Annotated in this window: 27 protein-coding genes; 13 read left to right on the forward strand and 14 right to left on the reverse strand. The window is 54.7% G+C overall.

Going from position 1 to position 25137, the window contains the following annotated elements; all coding sequences use genetic code 11:
- Position 1 precedes the first annotated feature (1 nt).
- Positions 2-1060, reverse strand: coding sequence for a LacI family DNA-binding transcriptional regulator (locus MUU47_RS03510; RefSeq protein ID WP_258986769.1), 1059 nt, complete (start codon positions 1058-1060; stop codon positions 2-4).
- Between the two features lie 190 nt (positions 1061-1250).
- Between MUU47_RS03510 and MUU47_RS03515 the strand changes: the two genes are divergently transcribed.
- The 6 genes from MUU47_RS03515 to paeA all read left to right on the forward strand — a co-directional run bounded on the left by MUU47_RS03515 (position 1251) and on the right by paeA (position 8815).
- Entirely contained in the window at positions 1251-2405 is a 1155-nt protein-coding gene (locus tag MUU47_RS03515) for a Gfo/Idh/MocA family protein (RefSeq protein ID WP_258986770.1), read from the forward strand.
- Positions 2406-2417: 12 nt separating this feature from the next.
- Positions 2418-3602 carry a Gfo/Idh/MocA family protein gene (locus tag MUU47_RS03520; RefSeq protein WP_258986771.1) on the forward strand — a complete coding sequence of 395 codons (1185 nt, stop codon included), beginning with the start codon at positions 2418-2420 and terminating at the stop codon, positions 3600-3602.
- Positions 3599-4666: a Gfo/Idh/MocA family protein gene (locus MUU47_RS03525; RefSeq protein WP_258986773.1), complete on the forward strand. Its 1068-nt coding sequence runs from the start codon at positions 3599-3601 to the stop codon at positions 4664-4666. Before MUU47_RS03520 ends, MUU47_RS03525 begins: the two co-directional genes overlap by 4 nt.
- A gap of 10 nt (positions 4667-4676) precedes the next feature.
- Complete coding sequence (locus MUU47_RS03530) at positions 4677-5699, forward strand: Gfo/Idh/MocA family protein (protein ID WP_258986775.1); 1023 nt, start codon at positions 4677-4679, stop codon at positions 5697-5699.
- A gap of 85 nt (positions 5700-5784) precedes the next feature.
- Complete coding sequence (locus tag MUU47_RS03535) at positions 5785-7329, forward strand: MFS transporter (protein ID WP_258986776.1); 1545 nt, start codon at positions 5785-5787, stop codon at positions 7327-7329.
- A 148-nt stretch (positions 7330-7477) separates the two neighbouring features.
- A complete protein-coding gene (gene paeA, locus MUU47_RS03540; protein ID WP_110510899.1) occupies positions 7478-8815 on the forward strand; it encodes a polyamine export protein PaeA in 1338 nt (445 codons plus the stop codon).
- A gap of 85 nt (positions 8816-8900) precedes the next feature.
- On the opposite strand, the gene MUU47_RS03545 is transcribed toward paeA, so the two are convergent.
- The gene (locus MUU47_RS03545) at positions 8901-9107 is read right to left on the reverse strand and encodes a DUF1107 domain-containing protein (RefSeq protein WP_110510900.1); all 207 of its coding nucleotides are present in this window, start codon (positions 9105-9107) and stop codon (positions 8901-8903) included.
- A gap of 447 nt (positions 9108-9554) precedes the next feature.
- Between MUU47_RS03545 and MUU47_RS03550 the strand changes: the two genes are divergently transcribed.
- On the forward strand, positions 9555-10112 hold the full coding sequence (locus tag MUU47_RS03550) for a YtfJ family protein (RefSeq protein WP_258986777.1): 558 nt from the start codon (positions 9555-9557) through the stop codon (positions 10110-10112).
- Here the strand turns inward: MUU47_RS03550 and cysQ are convergent.
- On the reverse strand, positions 10106-10846 hold the full coding sequence (cysQ, locus tag MUU47_RS03555; RefSeq protein ID WP_258986783.1) for a 3'(2'),5'-bisphosphate nucleotidase CysQ: 741 nt from the start codon (positions 10844-10846) through the stop codon (positions 10106-10108). The two genes, MUU47_RS03550 and cysQ, sit on opposite strands and share 7 nt — an antisense overlap.
- Positions 10847-11037: 191 nt before the next feature.
- Between cysQ and MUU47_RS03560 the strand changes: the two genes are divergently transcribed.
- Positions 11038-12981: a bifunctional 2',3'-cyclic-nucleotide 2'-phosphodiesterase/3'-nucleotidase gene (locus tag MUU47_RS03560; RefSeq protein WP_258986784.1), complete on the forward strand. Its 1944-nt coding sequence runs from the start codon at positions 11038-11040 to the stop codon at positions 12979-12981.
- 20 nt (positions 12982-13001) lie between these two features.
- Here MUU47_RS03560 and MUU47_RS03565 read toward each other — a convergent pair whose 3' ends face one another.
- Together MUU47_RS03565 and MUU47_RS03570 are read right to left on the reverse strand one after the other, a co-directional pair.
- Positions 13002-13988 (reverse strand): transposase, encoded by a 987-nt coding sequence (locus MUU47_RS03565; RefSeq protein WP_258986785.1) that lies wholly within the window; start codon positions 13986-13988, stop codon positions 13002-13004.
- Positions 13989-14235: 247 nt separating this feature from the next.
- Positions 14236-14616 carry a winged helix-turn-helix transcriptional regulator gene (locus MUU47_RS03570; RefSeq protein WP_159774942.1) on the reverse strand — a complete coding sequence of 127 codons (381 nt, stop codon included), beginning with the start codon at positions 14614-14616 and terminating at the stop codon, positions 14236-14238.
- A 90-nt stretch (positions 14617-14706) separates the two neighbouring features.
- Here MUU47_RS03570 and MUU47_RS03575 point away from each other — a divergent pair, with 90 nt between their 5' ends.
- From MUU47_RS03575 to MUU47_RS03585, 3 genes are all read left to right on the forward strand, one after another.
- Entirely contained in the window at positions 14707-15555 is an 849-nt protein-coding gene (locus MUU47_RS03575) for an SDR family oxidoreductase (protein WP_258986786.1), read from the forward strand.
- Positions 15556-15633: 78 nt separating this feature from the next.
- Positions 15634-16458 carry an AraC family transcriptional regulator gene (locus MUU47_RS03580; RefSeq protein WP_258986787.1) on the forward strand — a complete coding sequence of 275 codons (825 nt, stop codon included), beginning with the start codon at positions 15634-15636 and terminating at the stop codon, positions 16456-16458.
- A gap of 73 nt (positions 16459-16531) precedes the next feature.
- A complete protein-coding gene (locus MUU47_RS03585; protein ID WP_258986788.1) occupies positions 16532-17491 on the forward strand; it encodes a DMT family transporter in 960 nt (319 codons plus the stop codon).
- A 16-nt stretch (positions 17492-17507) separates the two neighbouring features.
- Here MUU47_RS03585 and MUU47_RS03590 read toward each other — a convergent pair whose 3' ends face one another.
- The 3 genes from MUU47_RS03590 to bamJ form a co-directional block, all read right to left on the reverse strand.
- Entirely contained in the window at positions 17508-17804 is a 297-nt protein-coding gene (locus MUU47_RS03590) for a hypothetical protein (RefSeq protein ID WP_258986789.1), read from the reverse strand.
- A gap of 199 nt (positions 17805-18003) precedes the next feature.
- Positions 18004-19404, reverse strand: a complete 1401-nt coding sequence (gene cycA / locus MUU47_RS03595) for a D-serine/D-alanine/glycine transporter (protein WP_258986790.1) — start codon at positions 19402-19404, stop codon at positions 18004-18006.
- Positions 19405-19710: 306 nt separating this feature from the next.
- A complete protein-coding gene (gene bamJ / locus MUU47_RS03600) occupies positions 19711-20331 on the reverse strand; it encodes a BamJ family beta-barrel-assembly machinery protein (RefSeq protein ID WP_185153764.1) in 621 nt (206 codons plus the stop codon).
- A gap of 132 nt (positions 20332-20463) precedes the next feature.
- Between bamJ and MUU47_RS03605 the strand changes: the two genes are divergently transcribed.
- Positions 20464-21153: a LysM-like peptidoglycan-binding domain-containing protein gene (locus MUU47_RS03605; protein ID WP_258986791.1), complete on the forward strand. Its 690-nt coding sequence runs from the start codon at positions 20464-20466 to the stop codon at positions 21151-21153.
- A gap of 282 nt (positions 21154-21435) precedes the next feature.
- On the opposite strand, the gene rplI is transcribed toward MUU47_RS03605, so the two are convergent.
- The 4 genes from rplI to rpsF are packed head-to-tail and all read right to left on the reverse strand — an operon-like array spanning position 21436 to position 22875.
- The gene (gene rplI, locus MUU47_RS03610) at positions 21436-21885 is read right to left on the reverse strand and encodes a 50S ribosomal protein L9 (RefSeq protein ID WP_110510910.1); all 450 of its coding nucleotides are present in this window, start codon (positions 21883-21885) and stop codon (positions 21436-21438) included.
- A 41-nt stretch (positions 21886-21926) separates the two neighbouring features.
- Positions 21927-22154: a 30S ribosomal protein S18 gene (rpsR, locus tag MUU47_RS03615; protein ID WP_002210155.1), complete on the reverse strand. Its 228-nt coding sequence runs from the start codon at positions 22152-22154 to the stop codon at positions 21927-21929.
- A gap of 4 nt (positions 22155-22158) precedes the next feature.
- Positions 22159-22473, reverse strand: a complete 315-nt coding sequence (gene priB / locus MUU47_RS03620) for a primosomal replication protein N (RefSeq protein ID WP_159759461.1) — start codon at positions 22471-22473, stop codon at positions 22159-22161.
- 6 nt (positions 22474-22479) lie between these two features.
- A complete protein-coding gene (gene rpsF, locus MUU47_RS03625; RefSeq protein WP_110510911.1) occupies positions 22480-22875 on the reverse strand; it encodes a 30S ribosomal protein S6 in 396 nt (131 codons plus the stop codon).
- Positions 22876-23238: 363 nt separating this feature from the next.
- On the opposite strand from rpsF, the gene yjfY reads away from it, so the two are divergent.
- Positions 23239-23490 carry a DUF1471 family protein YjfY gene (yjfY, locus tag MUU47_RS03630; protein WP_374684500.1) on the forward strand — a complete coding sequence of 84 codons (252 nt, stop codon included), beginning with the start codon at positions 23239-23241 and terminating at the stop codon, positions 23488-23490.
- A gap of 89 nt (positions 23491-23579) precedes the next feature.
- Here the strand turns inward: yjfY and MUU47_RS03635 are convergent, their stop codons facing one another.
- Together MUU47_RS03635 and MUU47_RS03640 are read right to left on the reverse strand one after the other, a co-directional pair.
- Positions 23580-24281: an L-ribulose-5-phosphate 4-epimerase gene (locus MUU47_RS03635; protein ID WP_258986792.1), complete on the reverse strand. Its 702-nt coding sequence runs from the start codon at positions 24279-24281 to the stop codon at positions 23580-23582.
- Complete coding sequence (locus tag MUU47_RS03640) at positions 24268-25134, reverse strand: L-ribulose-5-phosphate 3-epimerase (protein WP_258986793.1); 867 nt, start codon at positions 25132-25134, stop codon at positions 24268-24270. The genes MUU47_RS03635 and MUU47_RS03640 overlap by 14 nt, the downstream gene beginning before the upstream one ends.
- Between the last annotated feature and the right edge of the window lie 3 nt (positions 25135-25137).

Below are 25137 nucleotides of genomic sequence, written 5' to 3' on the forward strand. Positions count from 1 at the left end.
GTTAGCTCTCCATTGCAACGCGGGCCGCATGCCGCGTTGCGTTACTCACCGTTCCCGCATCCTGTAATTTCCCCTGTAGCAGCACATTCAGCACTGACGCGCCCTGCCGGTTCAGCCGGTTTTGCAGTAAATGCACCGCTTCCACGCCCAGTTCGCGACATGGCACCGTCACGCTGGTGATGGGCTTCGCCAGTTCGTTGTCGAGCCGCCAGTGAAAATCAGTGGTTATCAGCGAAATATCTTCCGGCACGCGCAGGCCGTGATGCTCCAGCACGCGCTGCACACCGGTGGTCATGCTGGTGCTGCCGGGGAAAATCACCTGTGGCCACGCTTCATGCGGCGTTTCTGCCAGCCACTGCATCAGCGCCTGCTCGGATTCCTCGGCGGTAAAGCCTTCGGTGATAATCACATCCTTTTGCGCGTTGAACGGCACGTGATAGCGGCGATAGGCCTCTTTTATGCCATCCAGCCGGGCGTACAGCGTTTCACGCCGAAGGGTGGTCATACACAGCACGCGCCGGTGGCCTTGCTCAAACAGGTAACGCATGGCGCTAAAACCAATGGCACGATGATCGGGAGAAACGGCATCAAGAATACGTTCTTTATCGTTGGTATTAATTAATACGCAGGGTTTATTCAGGGTCTGCGCCAGCTTAAAGACGGTGGAATCGTCGGTGCCGATAATAATTATCGCGTTAATATTCTTATTATTAGCTTTATCCAGGAAGGCCTTAATATCTGCGTCCTGTTCTTCTAGGCCACAAAATGTCAGATACACATCATGCGGTTCAATGGCATCGGCAATCCCGCGGGTCACTTCCTGATAGAAAATATCCCCACGCGCGGTAAAGGTTCTCGACGGCGCAAATACGGCAATGCCGTTAATCAATAACCGCCCGCTGGCGAGTTCATCCAGCACGCCGAGCTTTCTGGCACAGCGAACAATCGCCTCCCGCGCCTGCTCGCTGGTATATGACTTTCCGCTTAGCACTCGCGAAACGGTACTGACGGAATATCCCGTTGCCGCCGCAATTTGGTCCATTTTCAGCTTGCCGGACATTATGTGACCTCGCTCGCAATCAATATCTGCAAATTTTTGCAGACACAGTCATCTGATTTTAAAACAGAATTTTTGGTTGCAGGTGAAATTGATAATTAGCCTGCGAGCATTCTCACAAATTCCTTTTGTCTGTCCGTATCCCCTTACCTATTTTCGTTTTATCCGTCATTAGCTCTGAATAAGGTGTGACATGGAAAGCATAAGATTCGGCATTATTGGTGTGGGTAATATCGGCACGGTTCACGCTCGCTATTTGCTGGCAGGTACGGTGAAAGACGCGCAACTGACTGCGGTTTGCGATATTGACGAGAAAAAGCACGACGCCATCCGCCAGATTGTGGGTGATAAGGTCGACATCTTCAGCAACACCCACGACATGCTGCGCAGTGGGCTTATCGACGCGGTGATCGTCGCCACGCCGCATTACGATCACCCAAGCCTCTCGATCCTGGCGATGCAAAACGGCATTCATACGCTGTGCGAAAAACCTGCCGGGGTTTATACCGCACAGGTTCAGGAGATGAACGCCTGCGCCCGTGAGTCCGATGTGGTATTCGGCATCATGTACAACCAGCGTCCCAACCCGCTGTATCAGAAGGTCAAAGACCTGATCGACAGTGGCGAACTTGGCGACATCCGCCGCTCTAACTGGATTATCACCAATTGGTATCGCTCACAGAGTTACTACAACTCCGGTGGCTGGCGCGCCACATGGAAAGGTGAAGGCGGCGGCGTGCTGCTCAATCAGGACCCGCATCAGCTCGATCTCTGGCAGTGGCTGGTCGGTATGCCGGTACGACTGCGCGCCTTCTGCCAGTTCGGCAAGCACCGCCAGATTGAGGTGGAAGACGACGTTACCGCCTACGCCGAATATGCCAACGGCGCAACCGGCGTGTTCATCACCACCGTGGCGGAAACGCCGGGTACTAACCGCCTGGAAATCGCGGGCACCCGGGGAAAAATTGTCGTCGAAGAGGGCCGGTTGCGTTTCTGGCGGCTGCGCGAATCTGAAGACGCCTTCAATGCGCGCTGGCAAAACGGCTTTGGCGAGCCGGAGTGCTGGGAAGTCACCCTCCCCGTCGCCGCCGAATGCAGCGACCATCACGTGATCACCACCAATTTCTGTGCCGCTATTCTGCGCGGCGAACCCCTTATCGCTCCGGGCCTCGAAGGGATTCGCGGCCTGACCCTTTCCAACGCCATGCACCTTTCAACGTGGACCGACGGCTGGGTCGATTTGCCGTTTGATGAGCAGCGCTTCAAGCAGTTGCTCGACGAACGCATCGCCGCCTCGGTGGAAAAACTCGTCGAGAGCCGCACCCTCGACGCTTCCGGAACCTGGTAATGAGGAGCCAACATGTTACGTGTCGCAATTGTCGGAACAGGGAACATTTCGCACAACCACATTCAGGGATATCTGGAAATGGGCGCGCGCTGCCAGATTGTCGCGCTGGTCGATATCTATCCGGAAAAAGCACAGGAGAAAAAAACGCGCTACGGCTTGCAGGATGCCCGGGTTTACAGCAGCCACCAGCAGATGCTCGATGACGAACCGAACGTTGATATCGTTGATGTCTGCACCCCGCCGTACGTTCACGCGGAAATCAGCATCGACGCGCTACAGGCGGGAAAGCACGTGCTGTGCGAAAAACCCATGGCCGCATCACTGGAAGAGTGCGACGCGATGATTGCCGCCCAGCAGGCAAGCGGTAAAACGCTGTCGATTATCGCCCAGAACCGCTTCACCGACGCCTTCTGGCGTCTGAAAGCGGCGGTGGACTCCGGCCTTGCGGGGAAAATCTGCCACGCACAGGTCGATTCCTTCTGGTGGCGAGGCCACTGCTATTACGATTTGTGGTGGCGCGGCACTTGGGAAAAAGAAGGCGGCGGCTGCACGCTGAACCACGCCGTACACCACATCGACGCCATTCAGTGGATGCTCGGCTTCCCGAGCGAAGTGGTGGCAATGATGAGCAACGTCGCCCACGACAATGCCGAAGTGGAAGACCTGAGCGCCACTATTTTCAAATACCCTTCCGGCGCGCTGACCCAGCTTACCGCCTCGGTGGTGCATCACGGCGAAGATCAGAAGATGGTGATTCAGGGTGAAAAAGCGCGAATATCCGCACCGTGGGACGTTTTCGCCAGCCAGTCGGCAGACAACGGTTTTCCGCAAGATACGCATAACGCGGCGCTGGAAGATCAGCTGACCACGCTGTTTCGGATGACGCCACGCCTGCGCTGGACGCTGCACACCGGACAAATAGACAACGTCCTCACCGCGCTCGAGCAGCAGACGTCGCCGTTAGTGGACGGCGTACAGGGCAAGCGTTCGCTGGAAATCATCACCGCCATTTATAAATCAGCGATTACCCGCTCGGTGGTGACACTGCCGATTGCGCCTGACGATGCCTTTTATCGGACCGGTGGCCTGACCGCGCGTGCTCCGCATTTTTATGAAAAATCCGCCTCCGTCGCCAACTTCAGCGAAGTGGGTGCCATCCCACTCGGCAAAAATTTCGATACAGGAGCTGCATCATGAACAAGAACGACGGTATGAATTACGCCCCGACCGGCAAACCTCAGGCGGTGGTGAAGCCTGGCGAGTTTATTTTTGCCGCCGCCGCCCTCGATCACGGGCATATCTACGGCATGTGTAACGGGCTGGTTGAAGCCGGAGCACAGCTGAAATGGGTGTGGGATCCGGACCCGGTGAAGGTCGATAAATTTGTGCAGCACTATCCGCAGGCCCAGGTTGCCACCTCGCTGGAAACGCTGCTCAACGACCCGCAGGTGCAGCTCATCGCTGGCGCTGGCGTACCGTCTGAACGTTGCGCACTGGGGCTGAGAGTGATGGCCGCAGGCAAGGATTACTTCGTCGATAAAGCGCCGTTGACCACCCTCGAACAACTGGAAGACGCCAAAGCGATGGTGGCGAAAACCGGGCGTAAATACGCGGTTTACTACAGCGAGCGCCTGCACGTGGAAAGCGCCGTTTTTGCCGGGCAACTGGTGAAACAGGGCGCGATTGGTCAGGTCATTCAGACGCTTGGCACCGGGCCACACCGCGAAGGCGAAGGCCGCCCGGACTGGTTTTACGATCGTCGCTACTTCGGCGGCATTCTGTGCGACATCGGCAGCCATCAGATTGAGCAGTTCCTGTTTTACACCGGCAATGAAGAGGCGCACATCGTCGCCAGCCAGGTACGTAACGTCACGCATCCGCAGCATCCGCAATTCGAAGATTTCGGCGATGCAATGCTGGCCGGGGCTAACGGCGCAACGGGCTATTTCCGCTGCGACTGGTTCACGCCAGCAGGCTTGCCAACCTGGGGCGACGGCCGCCTGACGCTGCTCGGCACCGAAGGCTATATCGAAATCCGCAAATACATTGATCTGACACGCGGCGAACAGGACGTGGTGTATCTGGTGAATAAAGACGGCGAGCATCGCTATCCGGTGGCGGGCCAGGTGGGCTTCCCCTATTTCGGCGAGTTGATTAACGATTGCCTGAACCGCACCGAAAACGCCATGAGTCAGGCGCACGCCTTTAAGGCCGCCGAGCTGTGCGTGAAGGCGCAAATGCTGGCCAACGCCGGACGATAAGGAGGCCGCAATGAAAACGCTCAATGCCGCCATTATCGGCTGCGGCGCCATTCACACCTGCCACGTTGAAGCGCTACGCCAGACACCCGGCGTGGTGCTGCGGGCAATTGTCGATATCGACCCGGACAAAGGGCGGGCGCTGTCCGGCGAATACGACTGCGCCTTTTATCAGGATTACCGGGAAATGCTCTGTGATGTCGCCATCGACGTGGTGCACATTTGCACGCCGCATTATTTGCATAAACCGATGGTCCTGGCCGCGCTGGCGGCAGGGAAACAGGTGTTCTGCGAGAAGCCGGTTGGGATGAACATGGCCGATATCGTGGAAATGCGGGCCGCGGAAAAGCAGGCCGACGGGCGGCTTGGCGTGTGCTATCAAAATCGCCTGAACCCCACCAGCCTGGCGCTGCGTCAGCTTCTGAGCGAAAACGCATTAGGGCGGCTACTCAGCATTAATGCGTTTCTGACCTGGTCACGTACCCCACCTTATTACGCCAATAGCCCCTGGCGTGGACGTTACGCCAGCGAGGGCGGCAGTTTGCTTATCAATCAGGCCATTCACACGCTTGATCTCGTGCAGTGGTTTGGCGGCGGCGTGACGCGCCTGAAGGGTGTTGTCGACTGTGCACGGCTTGAAGACACCATCGATACCGAAGACACCGCCATGGCAACGCTGGAATTCAGCGGCGGCGCACGCGGGCTGTTTTTCGCCAGCAACAACCACACCCGGGACACACCTTTACAGCTGGACATCCATTGTGAACAAGGCGAGTTACAGCTGCGAGATAACACGCTTTGGCGCGTATCAGATGACAAACGGGTGATGATCGCCAGCGACGAAACACCCTACGGCCACAGTAAACGCTATTGGGGAAACGGTCATATCAACGCCATTCGCCAGTTTTATGACGCCGTTCGCAGCGACAGACACAGCGGCGTTACCGGCCTCAACGACGCGGCGAAATCGCTGCATATGGTGGAGGCAATTTATCGTTCGTCACAATTACGACAATGGGTCACGTTGCCCGAATAACAATGCACTTGCGGCTGTAATAAGATGCGGCACGCGCTGAAGAGGCGTGTGCCATAACCAAACAAATCAGCACGAGAATAATAATATGGCTAAACCTACTGAACGCAGAGTGGGTTACGGCGTGGCGATTGGCTACGGCGTAACCGATCTTTTTGGCGGGGGTGCTTTTGCCGTTATCGGCACCTGGTTACTCTTTTTTTACACCACCTACTGTGGCCTGTCGGTTTTAGAGGCAGGCTCTATCTTCGCGATAGCCCGCGTGATTGACGCGATCCTGAGCCCGGTCATGGGCTATGTGACGGACAACTTTGGCGATACCTGGCTGGGCCGTAAATTCGGTCGTCGCCGCTTTTTCCTGTTGTTAAGCGCCCCGTTGATGTTCCTGTACGCGCTGGTCTGGATCACCGACATGAGCTACTGGTACTACCTCGGCACCTACCTTTCCATTGAGCTGCTTTCAGCGATGGTGCTGGTGCCGTGGGAAACGCTGGCCGCTGAAATGACTAACCGCTTCAGCGAACGTACCCGTCTTTCCGGCGTGCGCATGATGTGCTCGCAGTTTGGCGGCCTTTTGGCGGTGTCCATCCCGGGCATCATCATGCAGTTTACCGGGAAAGATAATTCGCTGACCTATACTCTCACCGGCAGCGTTTTTGCCCTGATCTTCTTCATCGCGGTGTTCACCACTTGGGCCTGCACCTGGGAGGCCAAAGATGTGCGTGAAGAGTATGAATTTAAGCCCGTGAACAACCGGCAATCAGGGCTGTTCAATCACCTGAAATATCTGGTTATCGATCTGTTTTCATCGTTCAAAATCAAAGCCTTTCGCCAGCACATCATGATTTACATCTGCTCGTTCACCGCGATGGATGTGTTCGGTTCAGTTTTCACTTATTACGTGGTGTACGCGCTAGGTCGTGATGCCGGGGCTGTGTCGGGCCTGCTGACCATCGCCGCCTTTGTGTCCGTGCCGGGCACCTTCGGCTTTATGATGCTGATGAATAAGCTCGATATGACGCCATCCAGCGCGCTGCGGCTCTCCTACAGCTGTATTTTCGCGGTGCTGGCGTTCTTGTTTGTGGTGTACATCAACGATATCCAGGTGCCGACGCTGCTGTTCTCTGCGGTGTTTGTCGTGCTCGGCGCGGCCCGTGCGGGGCTGTATTACATTCCATGGAATATCTACAGCTTTATCCCGGATATCGATGAGATGGTGACCCGTCAGCGCCGCGAAGGCATTTTCGCTGGAGTGATGGTGTTGACCCGTAAAAGCACGGTGGCGCTGGCGATTATGCTGATTGGTATCGTGTTGCAGGAAAGTGGTTTTGTGAAAGGCGGCGGCACGCAGCCGGAAAGCGCCCTGCATGCGATTATCGGGCTGATGATTTTCGCCACCGCCGGGCTGTTGGCGATAAGCTTCTGGATGACCTTCAAATTCAAACTCACCCAGGCTTCGCACAAAACGCTGATAAAAGAGATAGCCCGCCGCAAACTCGGCGGCGCCTGCGAAGATTGCGATGAACAGACGCGCCAGGTCATCAAAGATTTGACCGGCCTCCCATACGACCAGGTCTGGGACGCAAGCCCGGAAAAACGCAAAAACGGTGCGGCTTTAGCGCCTGGAAGTTAACCTCTGGCGAATTTACAGTCCCTTACGCTATACTATCCCCGATATTGCCGGTCCAGTGCCTTCGGACCGGTTTTTTTAAGCGTTATTCCAATTCAATCAACGACTCAACCATCCTTCCGAGGTTCTGACCTTAACGGTTAGAAAAACTATGTTAAACAGTATATTAATCATACTCTGCCTCATCGGCGTCAGTGCGTTTTTCTCGATTTCCGAGATCTCGCTTGCAGCTTCCCGCAAAATCAAACTGAAGCTGCTCGCCGATGAGGGCAATATTAATGCACACCGTGTTCTCAAAATGCAGGAAAACCCCGGTATGTTCTTTACCGTGGTGCAAATCGGTCTTAACGCGGTTGCCATTCTTGGTGGTATCGTCGGTGATGCAGCCTTTTCCCCGGCCTTCCACAGCATCCTTATTAAGTACGTTTCAGCCGAGCTTGCTGAACAGATAAGTTTCATTCTGTCGTTCGTGCTGGTCACCAGTTTGTTCATCCTGATAGCTGACCTGACTCCGAAACGCATCGGTATGATTTCGCCCGAAGCCGTGGCTTTGCGGATCATCAACCCGATGCGCTTCTGCCTCTCAGTATTCCGCCCGTTGGTGTGGTTCTTTAATGGCATGGCGAACATGATTTTCCGCCTGTTCAAGCTGCCAATGGTGCGTAAAGACGACATCACCTCCGACGATATTTACGCGGTGGTGGAAGCCGGTGCGCTGGCAGGCGTGCTGCGTAAGCAGGAACACGAACTGATTGAGAACGTGTTTGAACTGGAATCGCGTACCGTGCCGTCGTCAATGACGTCGCGCGAAAACGTTATCTGGTTCGATTTGAACGAAGACGAACAAAGCCTGAAGAACAAAGTCGCGCAGCATCCGCACTCTAAGTTCCTGGTGTGTAAAGAAGATATCGACCACATCATCGGCTACGTTGACTCAAAAGACCTGTTGAACCGCGTGCTGGCGAACCAGAGTCTGGCGCTGGCGGGTGGCGTGCAGTTACGCAATACGCTGATTGTGCCGGATACCCTGACGCTCTCTGAAGCGCTGGAAAGTTTCAAAGCCGCCGGTGAAGACTTCGCCGTTATCATGAACGAATACGCGCTGGTGGTGGGCATTATCACCCTCAACGACGTGATGACCACGCTGATGGGTGACCTGGTCGGCCAGGGTCAGGAAGAGCAGATTGTGGCGCGTGATGAAAACTCATGGCTCATCGACGGTGGTACGCCGATTGAAGACGTGATGCGCGTACTGGATATCGACGATTTCCCGCAGTCGGGCAACTATGAAACCATCGGCGGATTCATGATGTTTACCCTGCGCAAAATCCCGAAACGCACTGATTTCGTGAAGTTCTCGGGTTATAAGTTCGAGGTGGTGGATATCGATAACTACCGCATCGATCAGCTACTGGTGACCCGCGTCGACAGCAAGCCCACGGTTCTGACGCCGAAACTGCCTGACGCTGAAGAGAAAGGCGCGGCATAAGTTTACGGCCCATAGAAACACTAACGGCTCCCTTTCGAGGAGCCGTTTTTTTTACGTCTTAACGACTGCATAGCACGTTGGTTGATTACGCCATCTCAGTTTGCAGACGCGTAACCTGACGGTTGATCTCGGACATGACAGAAAGATGCTGTTTGTCCTTCACTTTCGGGATAAGAATCTTGCCCTTATCAAATTCGAAAGCGCCCACGTCCTTGATGTACAACCGTCCACGAAACAGGATCTTCACGTACTTAGCCACCTGAAGTGGGTTGTACCGTTGGAAAATTTTCATTGTTATCTCCTGCTGAGTCTTACGCCCTTGCGACTCCACAATCGGGTCCGCGTTCCGGGGCGCAAAATTAATGCTCTATACCCAAGTAACTTCAAGATGCAGGCAGGCGGCAATCGAATGAATCCCGATGAGCTTACTCAAGTAAGTGATTCGGGTGAATGAGAGCAGCCAACAACCCTGCAACTTGAAGGGCGACGGGTATAAAACTATAGTCCATATCGACCGGGACACCCAGTCTGTAGAAGTTTATTTACCGTTTGATGACAGTAATTAAGAATAATCTATTCAGATTGGTGAATAAGGCAGTATAAGCCTTCATTTTTCCACGGTTATGTGCGGTCACCCGCAAACTGGCATCATGATTGCGGGAAAACCTAATAATTCGCACTTATGATTAAAGCTCAGAACCAAGTGGTCGGATCACCTGCATAAAATAAGGAAAACACCATGACCCTACGTAAGCTGATGGCGATTTCATGTCTGTTAATGCCACTGATGGCCTCTGCGCATAATTTCCAGAACGGTCAACGGGTGCCCGCTGTGGGCATCGCCGACCGTGGCGAACTCATTCTTGATAATGATGATTTTAGCTATAAAACCTGGAATAGCTCGCAGCTTCCTGGCAAAGTGAGAGTTGTACAACATATTGCTGGCCGTACATCTGCCAAAGAGAAGAACGCCACGCTTATCGAAGCGATTAAGTCCGCAAAATTCCCGCACGACAAATACCAGACCACCACCATTGTAAACACTGATGACGCCATTCCAGGTTCGGGGATGTTCGTGCGCAGCAGCATTGAGAGCAATAAAAAGCTCTATCCGTGGTCACAGTTTATTGTCGACAGCAACGGGCTGGCACGTAGCGCCTGGCAGCTTGAAGAAGGCAGTTCGGCAATTGTGGTGCTGAATAAAGAAGGCCGCGTGGAATGGACGAAAGACGGGGCGCTGACACAAGAGGATGTGCAGCAGGTTATCGCCCTGCTGCATAAGCTACTCGGTCAGTAGATTGATACCCTGAAGCCAGGGTTGAGAAACGCTTCACGCGGGGTGTAATCGAGGGTTTTGCCCTGCCAGTCGTGAACGTGCGCCCCGGCGGCCACCGCAACCGCGTGGCCCGCGGCAGTGTCCCAGACGTTGGTCGGCCCGAAGCGCGGATAAAGCTGCGCCTGCCCTTCTGCCACCAGGCAGAATTTAAGCGACGAGCCAATCGATGTGGTCTGGTGCTCACCGAGCTGATGCAAATACTCCGTCAGTTCGGCGTCGGCGTGCGAACGGCTGATCACCACCAGCGGCGGCCGGGCATCGCGCACGTGAATCTGATTGCGCACGCCGCACTCTTCTTTCCAGGCTTTGCCTTCGTGCGCGCTGTACATCACTTTCATCACCGGCGCATAGACCACGCCGAGCACCGGTTTCCCCTGTGCAATCAGGGCAATATTGACCGTAAACTCCCCGTTGCGCTTGATAAACTCTTTGGTGCCATCGAGCGGATCCACCAGCCAGTAGCGCTGCCAGTGCTGGCGGACGTCCCAACCCGGCGGGTCTTCTTCTGACAGCACCGGAATTTCCGGCGTCAGGGCATTCAGCCCGCTGACGATCACGCCATGGGCCGCAATATCCGCTGCCGTCACCGGGGAATCATCAGCTTTGCTGACGACGTCCATCGGCTGCGCCCCATCGTAAACCTGCATAATGGCATCACCTGCTTTCCGTGCAAGCTGACATACTTGTTCCAGCATTTTCCACCTCGTGTTAAGTAGAGTGGCGTTAACTCGTTGTTTTATTTATATCCTATCGCGGCCAATTGCGCTATCTGTGAAGCGTTGCCCGTTTCCTCGCGCAATTTTCTGGCAACCTTCACACTTCTGTAAGCAACAGGATGTATACCCTTTTGTCTTTTGTGCCCTCGATCAATGAAAGGACCCCTCTGATGATTAAGTTTAGCGCAACGCTCCTTGCCACGCTGATTGCCGCAAGTGTTCAGGCCTCGACCGTGGATTTGCGGATTATGGAAACCACTGACCTGCACAGCAACATGATGGATTTTGACTACTACAAAGATTCCGCCACGGAGAAGTTTGGTCTGGTGCGCACCGCCAGCCTGATCAACGCCGCGCGAGGTGAAGTACAAAACAGCGTGTTGGTGGATAACGGCGATGTGATTCAGGGGAGTCCGCTCGGCGATTACATGGCGGCGAAAGGGCTCAAATCGGGCGATGTGCATCCGGTTTACAAGGCGATGAATACGCTGGATTACGCGGTGGGTAATCTTGGTAACCACGAATTTAACTACGGACTGGATTACCTGCACAAAGCAATCAATGGCGCGAAATTCCCGTACGTTAATGCCAATATCATCGACGTTAAGACCAAAAATCCGCTGTTTACACCGTATCTGATTAAAGAGACCCAGGTTGTCGATAAAGACGGCAAGCCGCAGACCCTGAAAATTGGCTACATCGGCTTTGTGCCGCCACAGATAATGATATGGGATAAAACCAATCTTAGCGGCAAAGTGACGGTGAATGACATTACCGAAACCGCCCGCAAATATGTGCCTGAAATGCGTGAAAAAGGTGCCGATGTGGTGGTGGTTATCGCCCACTCCGGTCTCTCCGCCGACCCGTATCAGGCTATGGCGGAAAACTCCGTTTACTATCTCAGCCAGGTACCGGGCGTGGATGCGATCATGTTTGGTCACGCCCATGCGGTGTTCCCGTCGAAGGATTTCGCCAACATCAAAGGGGCGGATATCGACAACGGTTTACTTAACGGAATTCCGGCGGTGATGCCAGGCATGTGGGGCGATCACCTCGGGGTAGTGGATTTGGTGCTGAACAATGACGGCGGTAAATGGCAAGTGTCGCAGGCCAAAGCCGAAGCGCGGCCGATTTATGATGCCGTCGCAAAAAAATCCCTCGCCGCAGAAGACCAGAATATGGTGAAGGTGCTGAAAGCCGATCACGACGCCACTCGCGCGTTCGTCAGCAAGCCTATCGGCAAATCGTCCGACAATATGTACAGTTATTTGTCTCTTGTGCAGGACGATCCCACCGTTCAGGTGGTGAATATGGCGCAGAAAGCCTACGTAGAGCACTTTATTCAGGGCGATCCGGACCTGGCGAAACTGCCGGTGCTTTCCGCCGCCGCACCGTTTAAAGCCGGCGGACGTAAAAACGATCCGGCCAGTTTTGTCGAAGTAGAAAAAGGCCAGCTCACCTTCCGTAACGCCGCCGATTTATATCTCTACCCGAATACGCTGGTGGTGATGAAAGTCAGCGGCAAAGAGGTGAAAGAGTGGCTGGAGTGCTCCGCAGGGCAGTTCAATCAGATTGACGTGACCAGCAGCAAACCGCAGTCGCTGATCAACTGGGACGGTTTCCGCACCTATAACTTCGACGTTATCGACGGCGTGGATTACCAGATTGATGTCAGCCAACCGGCGCGCTATGACGGCGAATGCCAGAGCATTAACCCGAAAGCAGAACGCATCAAAAACCTGACCTTTAACGGCAAACCTATCGATCCGACTGCAACATTCCTGGTGGCGACCAATAACTACCGCGCTTACGGCGGCAAGTTTGCCGGAACCGGCGACAGCCATATCGCTTTCGCCTCACCAGATGAGAACCGTTCAGTGCTGGCGGCATGGATCGGTGCGGAATCGAAAAAACAGGGCGAAATCCATCCGGCTGCGGACAACAACTGGCGCTTAGCGCCGATTCATTCGGCCACACCGCTGGATATTCGTTTTGAAACGTCACCGACGGAGAAAGCCGCGGCGTTTATCAAAGACCACGCGCAGTATCCGATGAAAAAAGTCGGCACCGACGATATCGGTTTTGCGGTCTATCAGCTTGATTTAAGCAAGTAACCCAGTAATCGTAGATGCTGTTATGCCATGCAAGCATTTTCCATGTGTTGTGTGGCATCGAACGGGCGTCCTGATTTCAGGACGCCATACGCTACCTGCGCCAGCTTTCGCATCATTGCCCCGATTATCAACTTCGCGCTCTTCCCGTTCTTTTCCAGCCTTTCCCTGAACACCCGGCCCCATTCCGTTTTGTACAGCGTCACCATCGCCGGCATGTACAGCGCCCGTCTCAGTGACACGTGCCCCATTTTGCTCATCCGGCTCACCCGACGGATACTGCTCCCTGATTCATGCTGCTTTGGCGTCAGCCCCGCGAACGCCGCGAACTGCCTCGCTTCCCTGAACCGCTGTGTCAGTCCTGCATAAGCCAGCAGCACCGCCGACGTCTTCGGCCCGATGCCCGGGATACTGTCCAGCAGCTTACGCCGGTCTTTCATATCCGGGTCATTATCCGTCAGGTCCTTTATCTGTTTTTCAATGCGCTTCAGCTCCGTCTCCAGCCACAGCAGATGCATATCGATACTCGGCAGCTGAACGTCCCGGGCACTTTCCCGACGGTTTTGCTCCTGAACGTGCATCTCCGTCAGCGCCTGATGGCGCAACACCAGCGCCCGCAGGGCCCGCTCCAGCGGATGCGGGGCTTCCCATATCGCCGGGCGTTTTTCCCGGCAAAAATAGGCCAGCTGACGGGCATCCACCGCATCCGTTTTGCTCCGTATCCCCTGACTCTGGATAAAAGCTTTACTGAGCAGCGGATTGATAATGGAGACCTGATACCCCGCATCACTGAGATGCGCGGCGACATCTTCCATGTACGTCCCGGTGGCTTCCATACAGATGTGAGCATGCATGACCAGGTGCTGATGCAGCCAGCTGATCAGTTCATCATGACCTTTGGGCGTGTTAGCGAATTTCTTGCTGCGGTGACGGCCATCAGGACGCAACATATCGACATCGAGTTTGGCTTTGGCAACATCAATGCCGATGAAGTGAAGTGTGTTTTCCATCGTATAACCATCCTTGCGAATGCGGGGTACCGGGTGACCCGGTCCATGATACTGTTCGGTTTATCAGATGTGGAGAAGGGCAGTCCGGTGCAAATTATCTACGACACAGATTCTGGGATCTAAGGCCCGGCACGGCATCCGGACTGCCTGGCAAAAAGAACTGGCCGGTTCTCTTTGCACAGAAAAGATAATACAAGGCCCGGCAAGCGTTAGCGCCGCCGGGCAATTCCTGCTTTAAATCGGTCATTCACGCCGCGCGCTCATCCCAGTGTGCCATCACCTGCGGCAGGTTCAGCTCGATCCAGTCCGCCAACGCTTCCACTTTCTCACTCACCTGCACACCGAGCGGCGTGAGGCTGTATTCCACATGCGGGGGCACCACGGGGTATGACACTCTATCGATAAAGCCATCCATCTCCAGCGCCTGTAAGGACTGTGCCAGCATCTTCTCGCTGACGCCGCCCATTTTTCGACGCAGGTCGCTGAAGCGATGGGTGCCATCGCGTAGCGCGACCAGAATAAGCACGCCCCAGCGGCTGGTCACATGCTTGAGCACGTCCCGGGACGGACACTGTTCGGCAAACAAATTGCCATCGCGCAGCTGTTCACTGAGGGTCGGATTCGCCATTTTCATACTTACCTTTTTGTACGTACTTACTAAAAGTTAGTTCTGGTGTTAGCGTATCACAACTGAAGACAAACACGAAGGAGTCACCTGATGATCGCAATTACCGGCGCTACCGGCCAACTGGGCCAACTTGTTATCGACAACCTGCTGAAAACTGTTCCCGCCAACCAGCTGGTCGCCATTGTGCGTAATCCGGCGAAAGCCCAGGCGCTGAGCAACAAAGGCATCATCGTACGCCAGGGTGATTACACCGACGAAGCCGCGCTTAAATCCGCGCTTCAGGGCGTAGACAAACTGCTGCTGATTTCCGGCAGCGAAGTGGGGCAGCGCGCTGTGCAGCACCGCAACGTCATCAACGCCGCGAAAACCGCGGGCGTGAAATTCATTGCCTACACCAGCCTCCTCCATGCTGACAAATCCCCATTGGGCCTGCACGTTGAGCACATCGAAACCGAGAAAATGCTCACTGAATCCGGTATCGCGTACACCCTGCTGCGTAACGGCTGGTACACCGAAAACTATCTCGCCAGCGCGCCTCCGGCCATTGAGCATGGCGTGTTTATCGGGGCTGCGGGTGACGGAAAAATTGCCTCAGCGACCCGCGCCGATTACGCTGCCGCCGCAGCACAGGTGATAAGCGCAGAAGGCCACGCCGGAAAAGTGTATGAGCTGGCGGGTGACAGCGCGTGGACGCTCAGCGAACTGGCCGCCGAACTGAGCAAACAGAGCGGTAAAAACGTGAGCTACCAGAATCTGAACGAAGCGGATTTTGCCGCCGCGCTGAAAGGTGTCGGCCTGCCTGCCGGACTGGCAGATATGCTGGCGGACTCTGACGTTGGCGCCTCAAAAGGCGGCCTGTTTGATGACAGCCGCACCCTCAGTAAGCTTATCCAGCGCCCAACAACCCCGTTGTCTGAAAGCGTCAAAAGACTCCTGTAAAATTTAACAAGCGGCTATTTTTGTGGCGCGCCCACGGGGTATCTTCGATAATGACGGGATATTCCGTGGGAGGTCAGCGTGCAGGGTGTTCCTCAGCAATTCACAGACGAGCGAGACAGTGCCAGCTTCCGCCATCTGGCTCAGGTGCCAGGGGTGGAGCTTTATCATGCCCATATCTCGCATTATGCCTTTGAACCGCATACCCACGAAGCCTTTGGTATCGGCGCCATTGAACTCGGTGCCGAACGTTTTCGCTATCGCGGTACCCAGTATGTGGCGCCGGTCAATTCCGTTGTCACCATGAACCCGGACGAGCTGCATACGGGTGAAGCAGAAACCGCCGACGGCTGGCGCTATCGGATGGTGTATCTGGAACCGGATTTACTTGAAGAAGTGACCGGCATTCGCCATTGGTGGTTCAGCGATGTGGTCCGTCACGACGCCCAACGATCCGCCCTGCTTTGCCAGCAAATTTATAACCTGTGGAATACCGATGACCCACTGGCACAAAAAGGGATGTTGCTCGATCTTATCGAGACCTTCCGCCCCTTCGCCCACCATGCTCCGCATTTGCATGAAGCGCCCCACCGTTTCGAGCGCGTTCGCGACTATCTGCACGACAACTATATGCATACCGTGACCCTCGACGATCTGGCCGCCGTGGTGTCGCTGAGCCCGTACCATTTTCAGCGTCAGTTCAAGGCCCGTTATCACGTTTCGCCACACCAAATGCTGATGGCAATTCGCCTGTGGCGTGCCAAAGATTTTCTGACCTACGGCATGCCTGCCGCCGAAGTGGCTGCCGCTACTGGCCTGACCGATCAGTCACACCTTACCCGCGCTTTTACCCATCGCTACGGCATCACGCCCGTTCGCTACCAGAAACAGGTTTTCATGCGCTAATGCGCAACCTCATACAATACGCCCCGCCACCGCACTTCCTACACTGCGCCTGTTGACTAAGAAGGTGCAGAACATGATGAGTGGTGTGTTGTACGCCCTGCTGGCGGGGTTGATGTGGGGTTTGATTTTCGTCGGACCGCTACTGGTGCCCGAATATCCGGCAGTATTGCAGTCGATGGGGCGCTATCTGGCGCTGGGGTTAATCGCCCTGCCGCTGGCGTGGCTCGGACGCGCGAAGCTCAAACAGCTCAGCAAAAGTGACTGGCTTACGGCGCTGGGCCTGACCATGATGGGCAACCTCATTTATTACGTCTGCCTGGCCAGCGCCATTCAGCGCGCGGGCGCACCGGTTTCAACGATGATCATCGGCACGCTGCCGGTGGTGCTTCCGGTATTTGCCAATCTGCTGTACAGCCATCGCGATGGCAAGCTCTCCTGGCTGAGCATGGCGCCCGCCCTGGTCTGCATCGCGCTGGGATTGGTATGCGTGAATATCGCCGAGCTGCGCCATGGCCTCGTTGATTTCAGCTGGTGGCGTTACGGGAGCGGGATCGGTCTGGCGTTAATATCCGTCGTTTGCTGGGCGTGGTACGCACTGCGCAACGCGCGCTGGCTGCGTGAAAATCCGGATAAGCACCCGATGATGTGGGCGACAGCACAGGCGCTGGTGACGCTGCCTATGTCGCTGCTGGGCTACGTGCTTGCCTGTTTGTGGCTCAGCGGCCAGGGACACTCTTTCCCGCTGCCGTTTGGGCCGCGACCAGAGGTGTTTATCACGCTGATGATAGTCATCGCCGTGTTCTGCTCATGGGTGGGGGCGCTGTGCTGGAATATCGCCAGCCAAAGGCTGCCGACGGTGATTCTTGGGCCGTTGATCGTCTTCGAAACGTTGGCCGGGCTGCTGTATACCTTTATGCTGCGCCAGAGCTTTCCACCGCTGCTGACGTTCACCGGCATTGCGCTGCTGGTGGTCGGCGTGGTTATCGCCGTGCGCGCCAAGCTGCAAAAGCCGCTTATTCAGGCCCTTGAATAAGGACCTGACGGGATCATTAGTGTCCGGTCACGACGGCCGCAGCAACAGGATTGTCAGACTGTGCAACAATGGCGGTACGTGCAACAGGGTGCGCACCGTTACTGCCGGTAGCGACAGCCATTTCAGCTGGGTGATCGGATGAAGCAATGACCGCGCCACGTTCAACAGGATGTGCGCCGTTACCACCGGTCGCCGCGGCCATTGCCACAGGATGGTCGGAGCCCGCCACAACGGCTGTTCTGGCAATCGGATGATTTGCGAAAGCAGGGAGACTCACGACGGCGAAGGTTAAAGCCAGGATGGTTTTTTTCATAATAATACCTCTAATAAACGCAATTTTAACGACAAAATCCAAAACGCCATTTCATCGAAATTCATTTAACAGTTTCTAACCTTCGCGAAATCTCTGCAAAGTCTAATCCATTTAAAATTGAATTTAGCGGGACGGTATTACTGAAGAGCACTCAGGCCCTTTAAGAAAGAGCCTGAGTGTAGGGAGGACGATTGTCGAACTACGCGGTACGTTTCTTACTAAGCACCCACCAGCCCAGGCCAAGCACCACAAACCACAGCGGCGTGACGATCAGCGCCTGTCGGGTATCTTCCTGCAACGTCAACAACACAATCACGAACACGAAAAACGCCATACAGACCCAGCACATCATCTTGCCGAGCGGCATTTTGTATTTTGACGCTTCATGCAGCTGCGGACGCTGTTTGCGGTAGACCAGATACGAACACAGAATAATGGTCCACACGAACATAAACAGAATGGCCGACACGGTGGTGATCATTGTGAACGCGGCGATTGCGCTTGGATTCACGTACAGCATCACCACCCCACCCAGCAGGCAGATGCAGGAGAAGGTCAGCCCTTTCGCCGGAACGGCGCGCTTAGAGAGCCTGGCAAACGCTTTTGGCGCTACGCCGTCCTGCGCCAGCCCGAACAGCATACGGCTGGTCGAGAACACGCCGCTGTTCGCGGACGATGCCGCAGAGGTCAGCACCACAAAGTTGATGATGCTCGCCGCCGCAGGCAGGCCAACCAGCACGAACAATTCAACGAACGGGCTCTTATCCGGCACCACGGAACCCCATGGCGTGACGGACATAATCACCACCAGCGCGAACACGTAGAACATGATGATGCGGATGGGAATGGAGTTGATCGCGCGCGGCAGCGATTTCTCCGGGTCTTTCGTTTCGGCAGCCGTGGTGCCCACCAGCTCAATACCGACGAAGGCAAACACCGCTATCTGGAACCCGGCGAAGAAGCCGCTAATCCCTTTCGGGAACCAGCCGCCGTTATTCCACAGATGGTCGAACGAGGCCTGTACGCCGCTTGGGGACGTGAAGTGCGTCATCACCATGACCAGACCGACAATCACCAGCCCGACGATGGCAACGATTTTGATCATCGCGAACCAGAACTCCATCTCACCGAACATTTTCACGGTGGCGAGGTTCAGGCCCAGCAGCAGAAGGATAACCGTCAGCGATGCGACCCAGTCTGACAATCCGGGGAACCAGAATTGCGCATAGGAGGTAATGGCGACGACATCAGCCATTCCGGTCACCACCCAGCAGAACCAGTAAGTCCAGCCGGTAAAGTATCCCGCCCACGGTCCGAGCAGGTCGGCGGCGAAATCACTAAAGGATTTGTATTCGAGATTCGACAGCAGCAATTCACCCATTGCACGCATGACGAAAAAGAGCATGAAGCCGATAATCATATAAACGAAGATTATCGACGGCCCGGCCAGACTGATGGTTTTACCCGAGCCCATAAACAGCCCGGTGCCGATGGCGCCGCCGATAGCGATTAGCTGAATGTGCCGGTTGGAGAGATTGCGCCGAAGTGACTGTTCGGTCGATGCCTCTTCGTCGGCAGCGACTTTTATCTGATCTACCATGTGATTTCTTCCTGTTGTTCCTGTTGTGTTGTGCTGGCTCTGCGGCCATTGAATACATCTGTCGATGTTTCAGTTTTAAGACGGATCGATAGTAGGAAAGAATCGGCGGGTTGAATACTAAGAAATGAATATAATGTTAATAAGATGTTTGAAGTGAGTGTTATATCACTCTACTTACGCGAAACAGCTCACAAAAATACACTGACTTTGCGACAATGCAAGATTAAATGCTAACAAATTTCTAACTTAGGGATTTTACGCTACTTTTTGACATCCTCTCCCGCGAACGGGAGAGGATCAGCTGACTTACAGGATTTCGAGCAGTTCGACTTCGAAAACCAGAGTGCTGAATGGTGGGATCGACGCGCCAGCGCCACGCTCGCCGTAAGCGAGGTTTTGCGGGATAGTCAGTTCCCATTTGGAGCCAACCGGCATCAGGGTCAGGGCTTCGATCCAGCCAGGGATCACACCGTTAACCGGGAATTCAGCGGGTTCGCCGCGTGCGACGGAGCTGTCAAACACGGAGCCGTCAATCAGCTTGCCGGTGTAGTGAACGCGTACGCGGTCGGTACGTGCCGGGATTGCGCCTTCGCCCTGATTAAGAACGCGGAACTGCAGGCCGGATTCGGTGCTGCTCACGCCGTCTTTCTCACGGTTTTCTTCCAGGTATTTCACGCCTTCTGCAGCCATGGCTTCGAATTGTTCGCGACGCACGGCATCAGCACGTTCGTGAATTTCACGCAGCGCACGGTGAACCACATCCACCGGAACCTGCGGCTGTTTGCCTTCCAGCGCATCAGCAATACCAGCAACCAGTGCTTCTGGCAGCAGGCCCTGCAGGCCGGATTCGCTAAGCTGTTGTCCTACCTGGAGGCCGATTCCGTAACTAGCCTGGGCTTCAATGGTGTCAAAAGTCGGGGTTGCCATGGTCTTTCCTTTCATCGGATGAAAATCAGCGGGCAGCATAACAGCCAGGCCGCATCGGGTAAAACTTTGTCTCGGCAGAATTATGTATATACTGAGGGACAAAACAGGGAAACGCGGAGCAGGAGGTGACCCATGCCCGGGCGATTCGCACTACAACCTACGTTGTTAAAAATCTGGCATGCACCGGATAATTTCACACTGATGGACCCGCTGCCACCGCTGCACCGTCGCGGTATCATTGCGGGTTTTCTGCTGGTCATCATCGGCTTTCTGCTTCCCTCTGATGATAATGCGCCTGTCCAACAGCCAGTGAGCCGGAATGCGCAGCTCGATATCCAGTCGCAGTCTCAGCCGCAACAGGGCAATCTACAGCAGCCGCTGCCACCGCTGGTTTCCATACCGCCGGTAAACGATCCAGGCCAGGCCGCGCCTGCCGCCCCGGAAGTGGTTCAGGAAGAACAGCCTGACGAACAGCCGCAGACGGTGCAATCACAGCCACAATCTGAGCCTCAGGCACAAACCGCGCCTGCGCAGACACAATCTGCGCCAGGTATTGAGCAGCAGTGGCGCAGCTATCGCGTAGAGTCAGGCAAAACTCTGGCACAACTGTTCCGCGACCATAATCTGCCGCCGACCGATGTCTATGCGATGTCAAAAGTGGAAGGTGCCGGAAAGCCGTTGAGTTCACTGCAGGCCGGGCAAATGGTTCAGGTTCGCCAGAATGCTAACGGCGTGGTGACAGGGCTCACCATCGATAGCGGCGGCGGACAGCAGGTGCTGTTTACCCGTCAATCTGACGGCAGCTATATCCGCGTTCGCTAACGCTTTTGCCCGGTAACGCAGCGCTTACCGGGCCAGTTTCACCCTTTCTGCTTGTTCACCCACCGAATCCCCGTACATACCAGCACCAGCACCACAAAACCGTCGCCGCGCCAGCACGAATAGCAGCAGTAACAAGCCTGCGAACAGGAAACGATAGCCTGCAAAGATGATTTTTGAAGGGATGTCGGGGGAATAGCTACTGTGGGCAGGTATGGGGCAAGTGCAGAAAAGCAAAACGCCGGCACAAGGCCGGCGTTTCGTCGTTGTTACAGAGTAATCAAATTACGCTGAAACGACGTTTACGACCAGTTTAGCGAACACTTCGCTGTGAACCTGGAAGTCCACTTCGTGCTCACCAGTGGTACGCAGAACGCCGTTCGGCATGCGAACTTCGCTCTTAGCAACAGCCACGCCAGCAGCAGTAACTGCATCAGCGATGTCGCGAGTACCGATAGAACCGAACAGTTTACCTTCGTCGCCTGCTTTAGACGCGATGGTAACGGTGCCCAGTGCGTTGATTTTCTCAGCGCGAGCTTCAGCTGCAGACTGAACGTCAGCCAGTTTGGCTTCCAGTTCAGCACGGCGTGCTTCGAAGAATTCAACGTTTTTCTTGGTAGCTGGAACAGCTTTACCCTGTGGAACCAGGAAGTTACGAGCGTAGCCCGCTTTAACGTTTACCTGATCACCCAGGCTGCCCAGGTTTGCTACTTTATCAAGCAGAATAACTTGCATTACCTTATCCTCTCAAAGTCGTGTTAATGGACTGTGGCCGATTACTGATGACGATCAGTGTACGGCAGCAGGGACAGGTAGCGAGCGCGCTTGATGCAACGAGCGAGCTGACGCTGGTATTTTGCACGAGTACCGGTGATACGGCTCGGGACAATTTTACCGCTTTCGGTAATGTAGTTTTTCAGCGTAGCGATGTCTTTGTAATCAATCTCTACAACGCCTTCCGCGGTGAAACGGCAGAACTTGCGACGACGGAAATAACGTGCCATTTGGCTAGTCTCCAGAATCTATCAATTCAATCTGCTCGGCATGCAACACCATTTTGCTCAGACCATTTCGTGCCTTGTGGCAACTGATAAAGCCCTGAACGGTGATTTGCGTGCCGACCGTTATACTGTGAGTAATGGCCTGGTTCTCATGTCCGCTAATAATAACGGGCATTTGACACCATGCCTGCCGGTGAAAACCGGCTTCCTCCTGCATAGATCGGTGCTCAAGCACGAACTGGCAGTGAGGAATTCCTGAGGGGCTAACCTTTCTAAGTGGCGCCCTGCACACTGTGCCGGACAACGCCAGACGGTTGGCCATCAGCGATTACTCTTCAGAATCCCCAGCTTCAGCATCATCTGTGGTTTCATTTGCGAAATCATCGCGACGCTCACGGCGCTCGTCTTTCGCTTTTACCATCGGAGATGCTTCAGTCTCAGCGTGTTTAGTACGCATAACCATGCTGCGGATAACGGCATCGTTGAAGCGGAAGTTTGTTTCCAGCTCATCGATAACTTCCTGCGGCGCTTCAACGTTCAGCAGAACGTAGTGAGCTTTATGCAGTTTGTTGATCGGGTAAGCCAGCTGACGGCGGCCCCAGTCTTCCAGACGGTGGATCGTACCTTCTGCTGCAGTGATTGCACCAGTGTAACGCTCGATCATACCCGGAACCTGTTCGCTCTGGTCAGGATGGACCATAAAAACGATTTCGTAATGACGCATCGAATTGCTCCTTACGGATTATTCAGCCTCCTGTCTGGGTCAGCCGCGGCCCATGGAGGCAAGGAACGTGGTTAAAGGGCGGCTGAAAAATTGACGCGTAATCATACTTGCAGGCCCTGAATAACTCAAGGTGATTGCACAAATAATTCGCACGAAGCGCAAAGAGGAAGAAAGTCAGTGGTTTAAAATCAACCAACACTGAATGCGCCAATTTTTTGAACAACTGCATCAGAAATGGTCGCTATTTAATCAACCTGGAGGGATTACACTTAAATCATACCAGGACCGAAGCCACGAGGAGACTTCACCGTAACGCGCAGGCTGTATGGAGTCACTATCATGAAAAACATCGCAATCGCCGTAATGGCTGCAGTTTTGCTCAGTGCAAACGCGATGGCAGCCATCAAGATAGACGGCCGACAGGCCAGAAATATGGACGATGTGCAGAGCTTAGGCGTCATTTACATTAATCATAACATCGCCACCGAAAGCGAAGCAGATCAAGCCTTGAGTGAAGAGAGTGACGCCCGTGGCGCCAAATACTATCACCCAATCCTTATCCATGAACCCGGCAGCAATGGCCTTATTCACGCCAGTGCTGACGTTTACCGCTAGCACCAGGAAAACCATAGAACGTATTTGCCCTGACTCAACGCTGCCCCCGTTTTTCGGGGGCTTTTTTTTGTACGGCAGGAACTGAAAACTTACTTCTGGCCAGTCTCTTTTTGCCCATAGTAGGCACTCGGCCCATGCTTGCGATTAAAATGTTTCTCCATCAACCAGCTATCAATAGGCTTGAGCTGCGGATTAATCCCCTGCGCCAGCCACGCCATTTTCGCTACTTCTTCCATGACTACCGCGTTATGGACCGCTTCATGCGCATCTTTGCCCCACGCAAAAGGACCATGCTGCCAGACGACTACACCAGGCGTATGCAACGGCGGGGCTTCACCGAGTGTTTCGATAATCACCTTGCCGGTGTTGAGCTCGTAATCCCCCTGCACTTCCGGCTCACTTAACGGGCGAGTGCAGGGAATATCGCCAAAGAAGTAATCTGCATGCGTTGTGCCCAGCGCCGGGATAGAAAGACCGGCCTGCGCCCACGCAGTAGCATGCGTTGAGTGTGTATGAACCACGCCGCCGATGTCGGGATACTGACGGTACAGCGCCAGATGTGTGGCGGTATCGGAGGAGGGACGATAGCGGCCTGCCAGCACATTGCCCTGGAGGTCGACCACGACGATATCATCGGCAGTCATGGCTTCATATGCTACACCGCTCGGCTTAATGGCTACCCACCCGTGTTTGCGATCAATGGCGCTGACGTTCCCCCAAGTAAATGTCACCAGACCAAACCGTGGTAAATCCATGTTAGCGGCGAAAACCTGCTGCTTAAGCCGTTCCATCAGCGGCCTCCACCAATCCAGCATTTGCCATGCGCGTGAGCACCCAGTCGCGGGCTTTTATCACTTCAGCCAGAGGGTCTTCTGCCGTTTCGCTCCACATTTCAATCAAATATGGTCCGTGGTAGCCGCTCTGTTTTAACGTACTGAAGCATTGTTCAAAATCCACGACACCCGTGCCAAACGGCACATTTTTGAAGACGCCCGGTTGTGTATCTTTGACGTGAACCGCCACGATATGCCCAATGCCCGCCTGCAGTTCCATTTGCACATCGTTTTCCCATGCCGACAAGTTGCCAATATCCGGGTAAATCTGGAACCACGGGTTATTGAGATAATGGGCGTACCCCAACGCTTTGCTGATGGAGTTCATCAGCGGGTAATCCATAATTTCCATTGCCAGCGTCACCTGCGCCCGGCTCGCCATTTCAACGCATTCTTTCAGCCCTTCGCGAAAACGGCGGCGCGTTTCATTGTTCGCCTGCTGGTAATAGACGTCATAGCCCGCCAGTTGAATCACCCGAATACCGACATCCTGCGCGAACTGAATCGCCTGGCGCATAATCGTCAGGCCCTGCTGGCGCACCGCATCGTCCTCACTGCCGAGCGGAAAACGACGATGGGCGCTCAGGCACATCGACGGCACCCGCACGCCGGTTTCGGCGACGGCGTTAATTAACGCGAGCTTTTGCTCACGGCTCCAGTCAAGGCGCGAAAGGCGCGCATCGGTCTCATCAATCGACATTTCGACGAAATCAAAACCCAGCGTTTTGGCGAGGCCCAGACGCTCCAGCCAGCACTCCCCGGCGGGGAGCGCTTTCTCATAGATACCGAGTGGAACCTGTTTCGACAACATAGC

This window comes from Scandinavium hiltneri (assembly GCF_024764835.1).
In the GTDB taxonomy this organism is placed as follows: Bacteria; Pseudomonadota; Gammaproteobacteria; order Enterobacterales; family Enterobacteriaceae; genus Scandinavium; species Scandinavium hiltneri.

Coding starts and splice junctions, on each gene's coding strand:
- MUU47_RS03570 (WP_159774942.1), bottom strand. CDS start 14,616: ATGGCGAATCCGACCCTCAGTGAACAGCTGCGCGATGGCAATTTGTTT.
- rpsR (WP_002210155.1), bottom strand. CDS start 22,154: ATGGCACGTTATTTCCGTCGTCGCAAGTTCTGCCGTTTCACCGCGGAA.
- rpsF (WP_110510911.1), bottom strand. CDS start 22,875: ATGCGTCATTACGAAATCGTTTTTATGGTCCATCCTGACCAGAGCGAA.
- yjfY (WP_374684500.1), top strand. CDS start 23,239: ATGGCTGCAGTTTTGCTCAGTGCAAACGCGATGGCAGCCATCAAGATA.
- cysQ (WP_258986783.1), bottom strand. CDS start 10,846: ATGCTGGAACAAGTATGTCAGCTTGCACGGAAAGCAGGTGATGCCATT.
- MUU47_RS03525 (WP_258986773.1), top strand. CDS start 3,599: ATGAACAAGAACGACGGTATGAATTACGCCCCGACCGGCAAACCTCAG.
- cycA (WP_258986790.1), bottom strand. CDS start 19,404: ATGGTAGATCAGATAAAAGTCGCTGCCGACGAAGAGGCATCGACCGAA.
- bamJ (WP_185153764.1), bottom strand. CDS start 20,331: ATGGCAACCCCGACTTTTGACACCATTGAAGCCCAGGCTAGTTACGGA.
- MUU47_RS03605 (WP_258986791.1), top strand. CDS start 20,464: ATGCCCGGGCGATTCGCACTACAACCTACGTTGTTAAAAATCTGGCAT.
- MUU47_RS03575 (WP_258986786.1), top strand. CDS start 14,707: ATGATCGCAATTACCGGCGCTACCGGCCAACTGGGCCAACTTGTTATC.
- MUU47_RS03545 (WP_110510900.1), bottom strand. CDS start 9,107: ATGAAAATTTTCCAACGGTACAACCCACTTCAGGTGGCTAAGTACGTG.
- MUU47_RS03550 (WP_258986777.1), top strand. CDS start 9,555: ATGACCCTACGTAAGCTGATGGCGATTTCATGTCTGTTAATGCCACTG.
- paeA (WP_110510899.1), top strand. CDS start 7,478: ATGTTAAACAGTATATTAATCATACTCTGCCTCATCGGCGTCAGTGCG.
- MUU47_RS03640 (WP_258986793.1), bottom strand. CDS start 25,134: ATGTTGTCGAAACAGGTTCCACTCGGTATCTATGAGAAAGCGCTCCCC.
- MUU47_RS03520 (WP_258986771.1), top strand. CDS start 2,418: ATGTTACGTGTCGCAATTGTCGGAACAGGGAACATTTCGCACAACCAC.
- MUU47_RS03510 (WP_258986769.1), bottom strand. CDS start 1,060: ATGTCCGGCAAGCTGAAAATGGACCAAATTGCGGCGGCAACGGGATAT.
- rplI (WP_110510910.1), bottom strand. CDS start 21,885: ATGCAAGTTATTCTGCTTGATAAAGTAGCAAACCTGGGCAGCCTGGGT.
- MUU47_RS03565 (WP_258986785.1), bottom strand. CDS start 13,988: ATGGAAAACACACTTCACTTCATCGGCATTGATGTTGCCAAAGCCAAA.
- MUU47_RS03535 (WP_258986776.1), top strand. CDS start 5,785: ATGGCTAAACCTACTGAACGCAGAGTGGGTTACGGCGTGGCGATTGGC.
- MUU47_RS03530 (WP_258986775.1), top strand. CDS start 4,677: ATGAAAACGCTCAATGCCGCCATTATCGGCTGCGGCGCCATTCACACC.
- MUU47_RS03515 (WP_258986770.1), top strand. CDS start 1,251: ATGGAAAGCATAAGATTCGGCATTATTGGTGTGGGTAATATCGGCACG.
- MUU47_RS03585 (WP_258986788.1), top strand. CDS start 16,532: ATGATGAGTGGTGTGTTGTACGCCCTGCTGGCGGGGTTGATGTGGGGT.
- MUU47_RS03635 (WP_258986792.1), bottom strand. CDS start 24,281: ATGGAACGGCTTAAGCAGCAGGTTTTCGCCGCTAACATGGATTTACCA.
- priB (WP_159759461.1), bottom strand. CDS start 22,473: ATGGCCAACCGTCTGGCGTTGTCCGGCACAGTGTGCAGGGCGCCACTT.
- MUU47_RS03590 (WP_258986789.1), bottom strand. CDS start 17,804: ATGAAAAAAACCATCCTGGCTTTAACCTTCGCCGTCGTGAGTCTCCCT.
- MUU47_RS03560 (WP_258986784.1), top strand. CDS start 11,038: ATGATTAAGTTTAGCGCAACGCTCCTTGCCACGCTGATTGCCGCAAGT.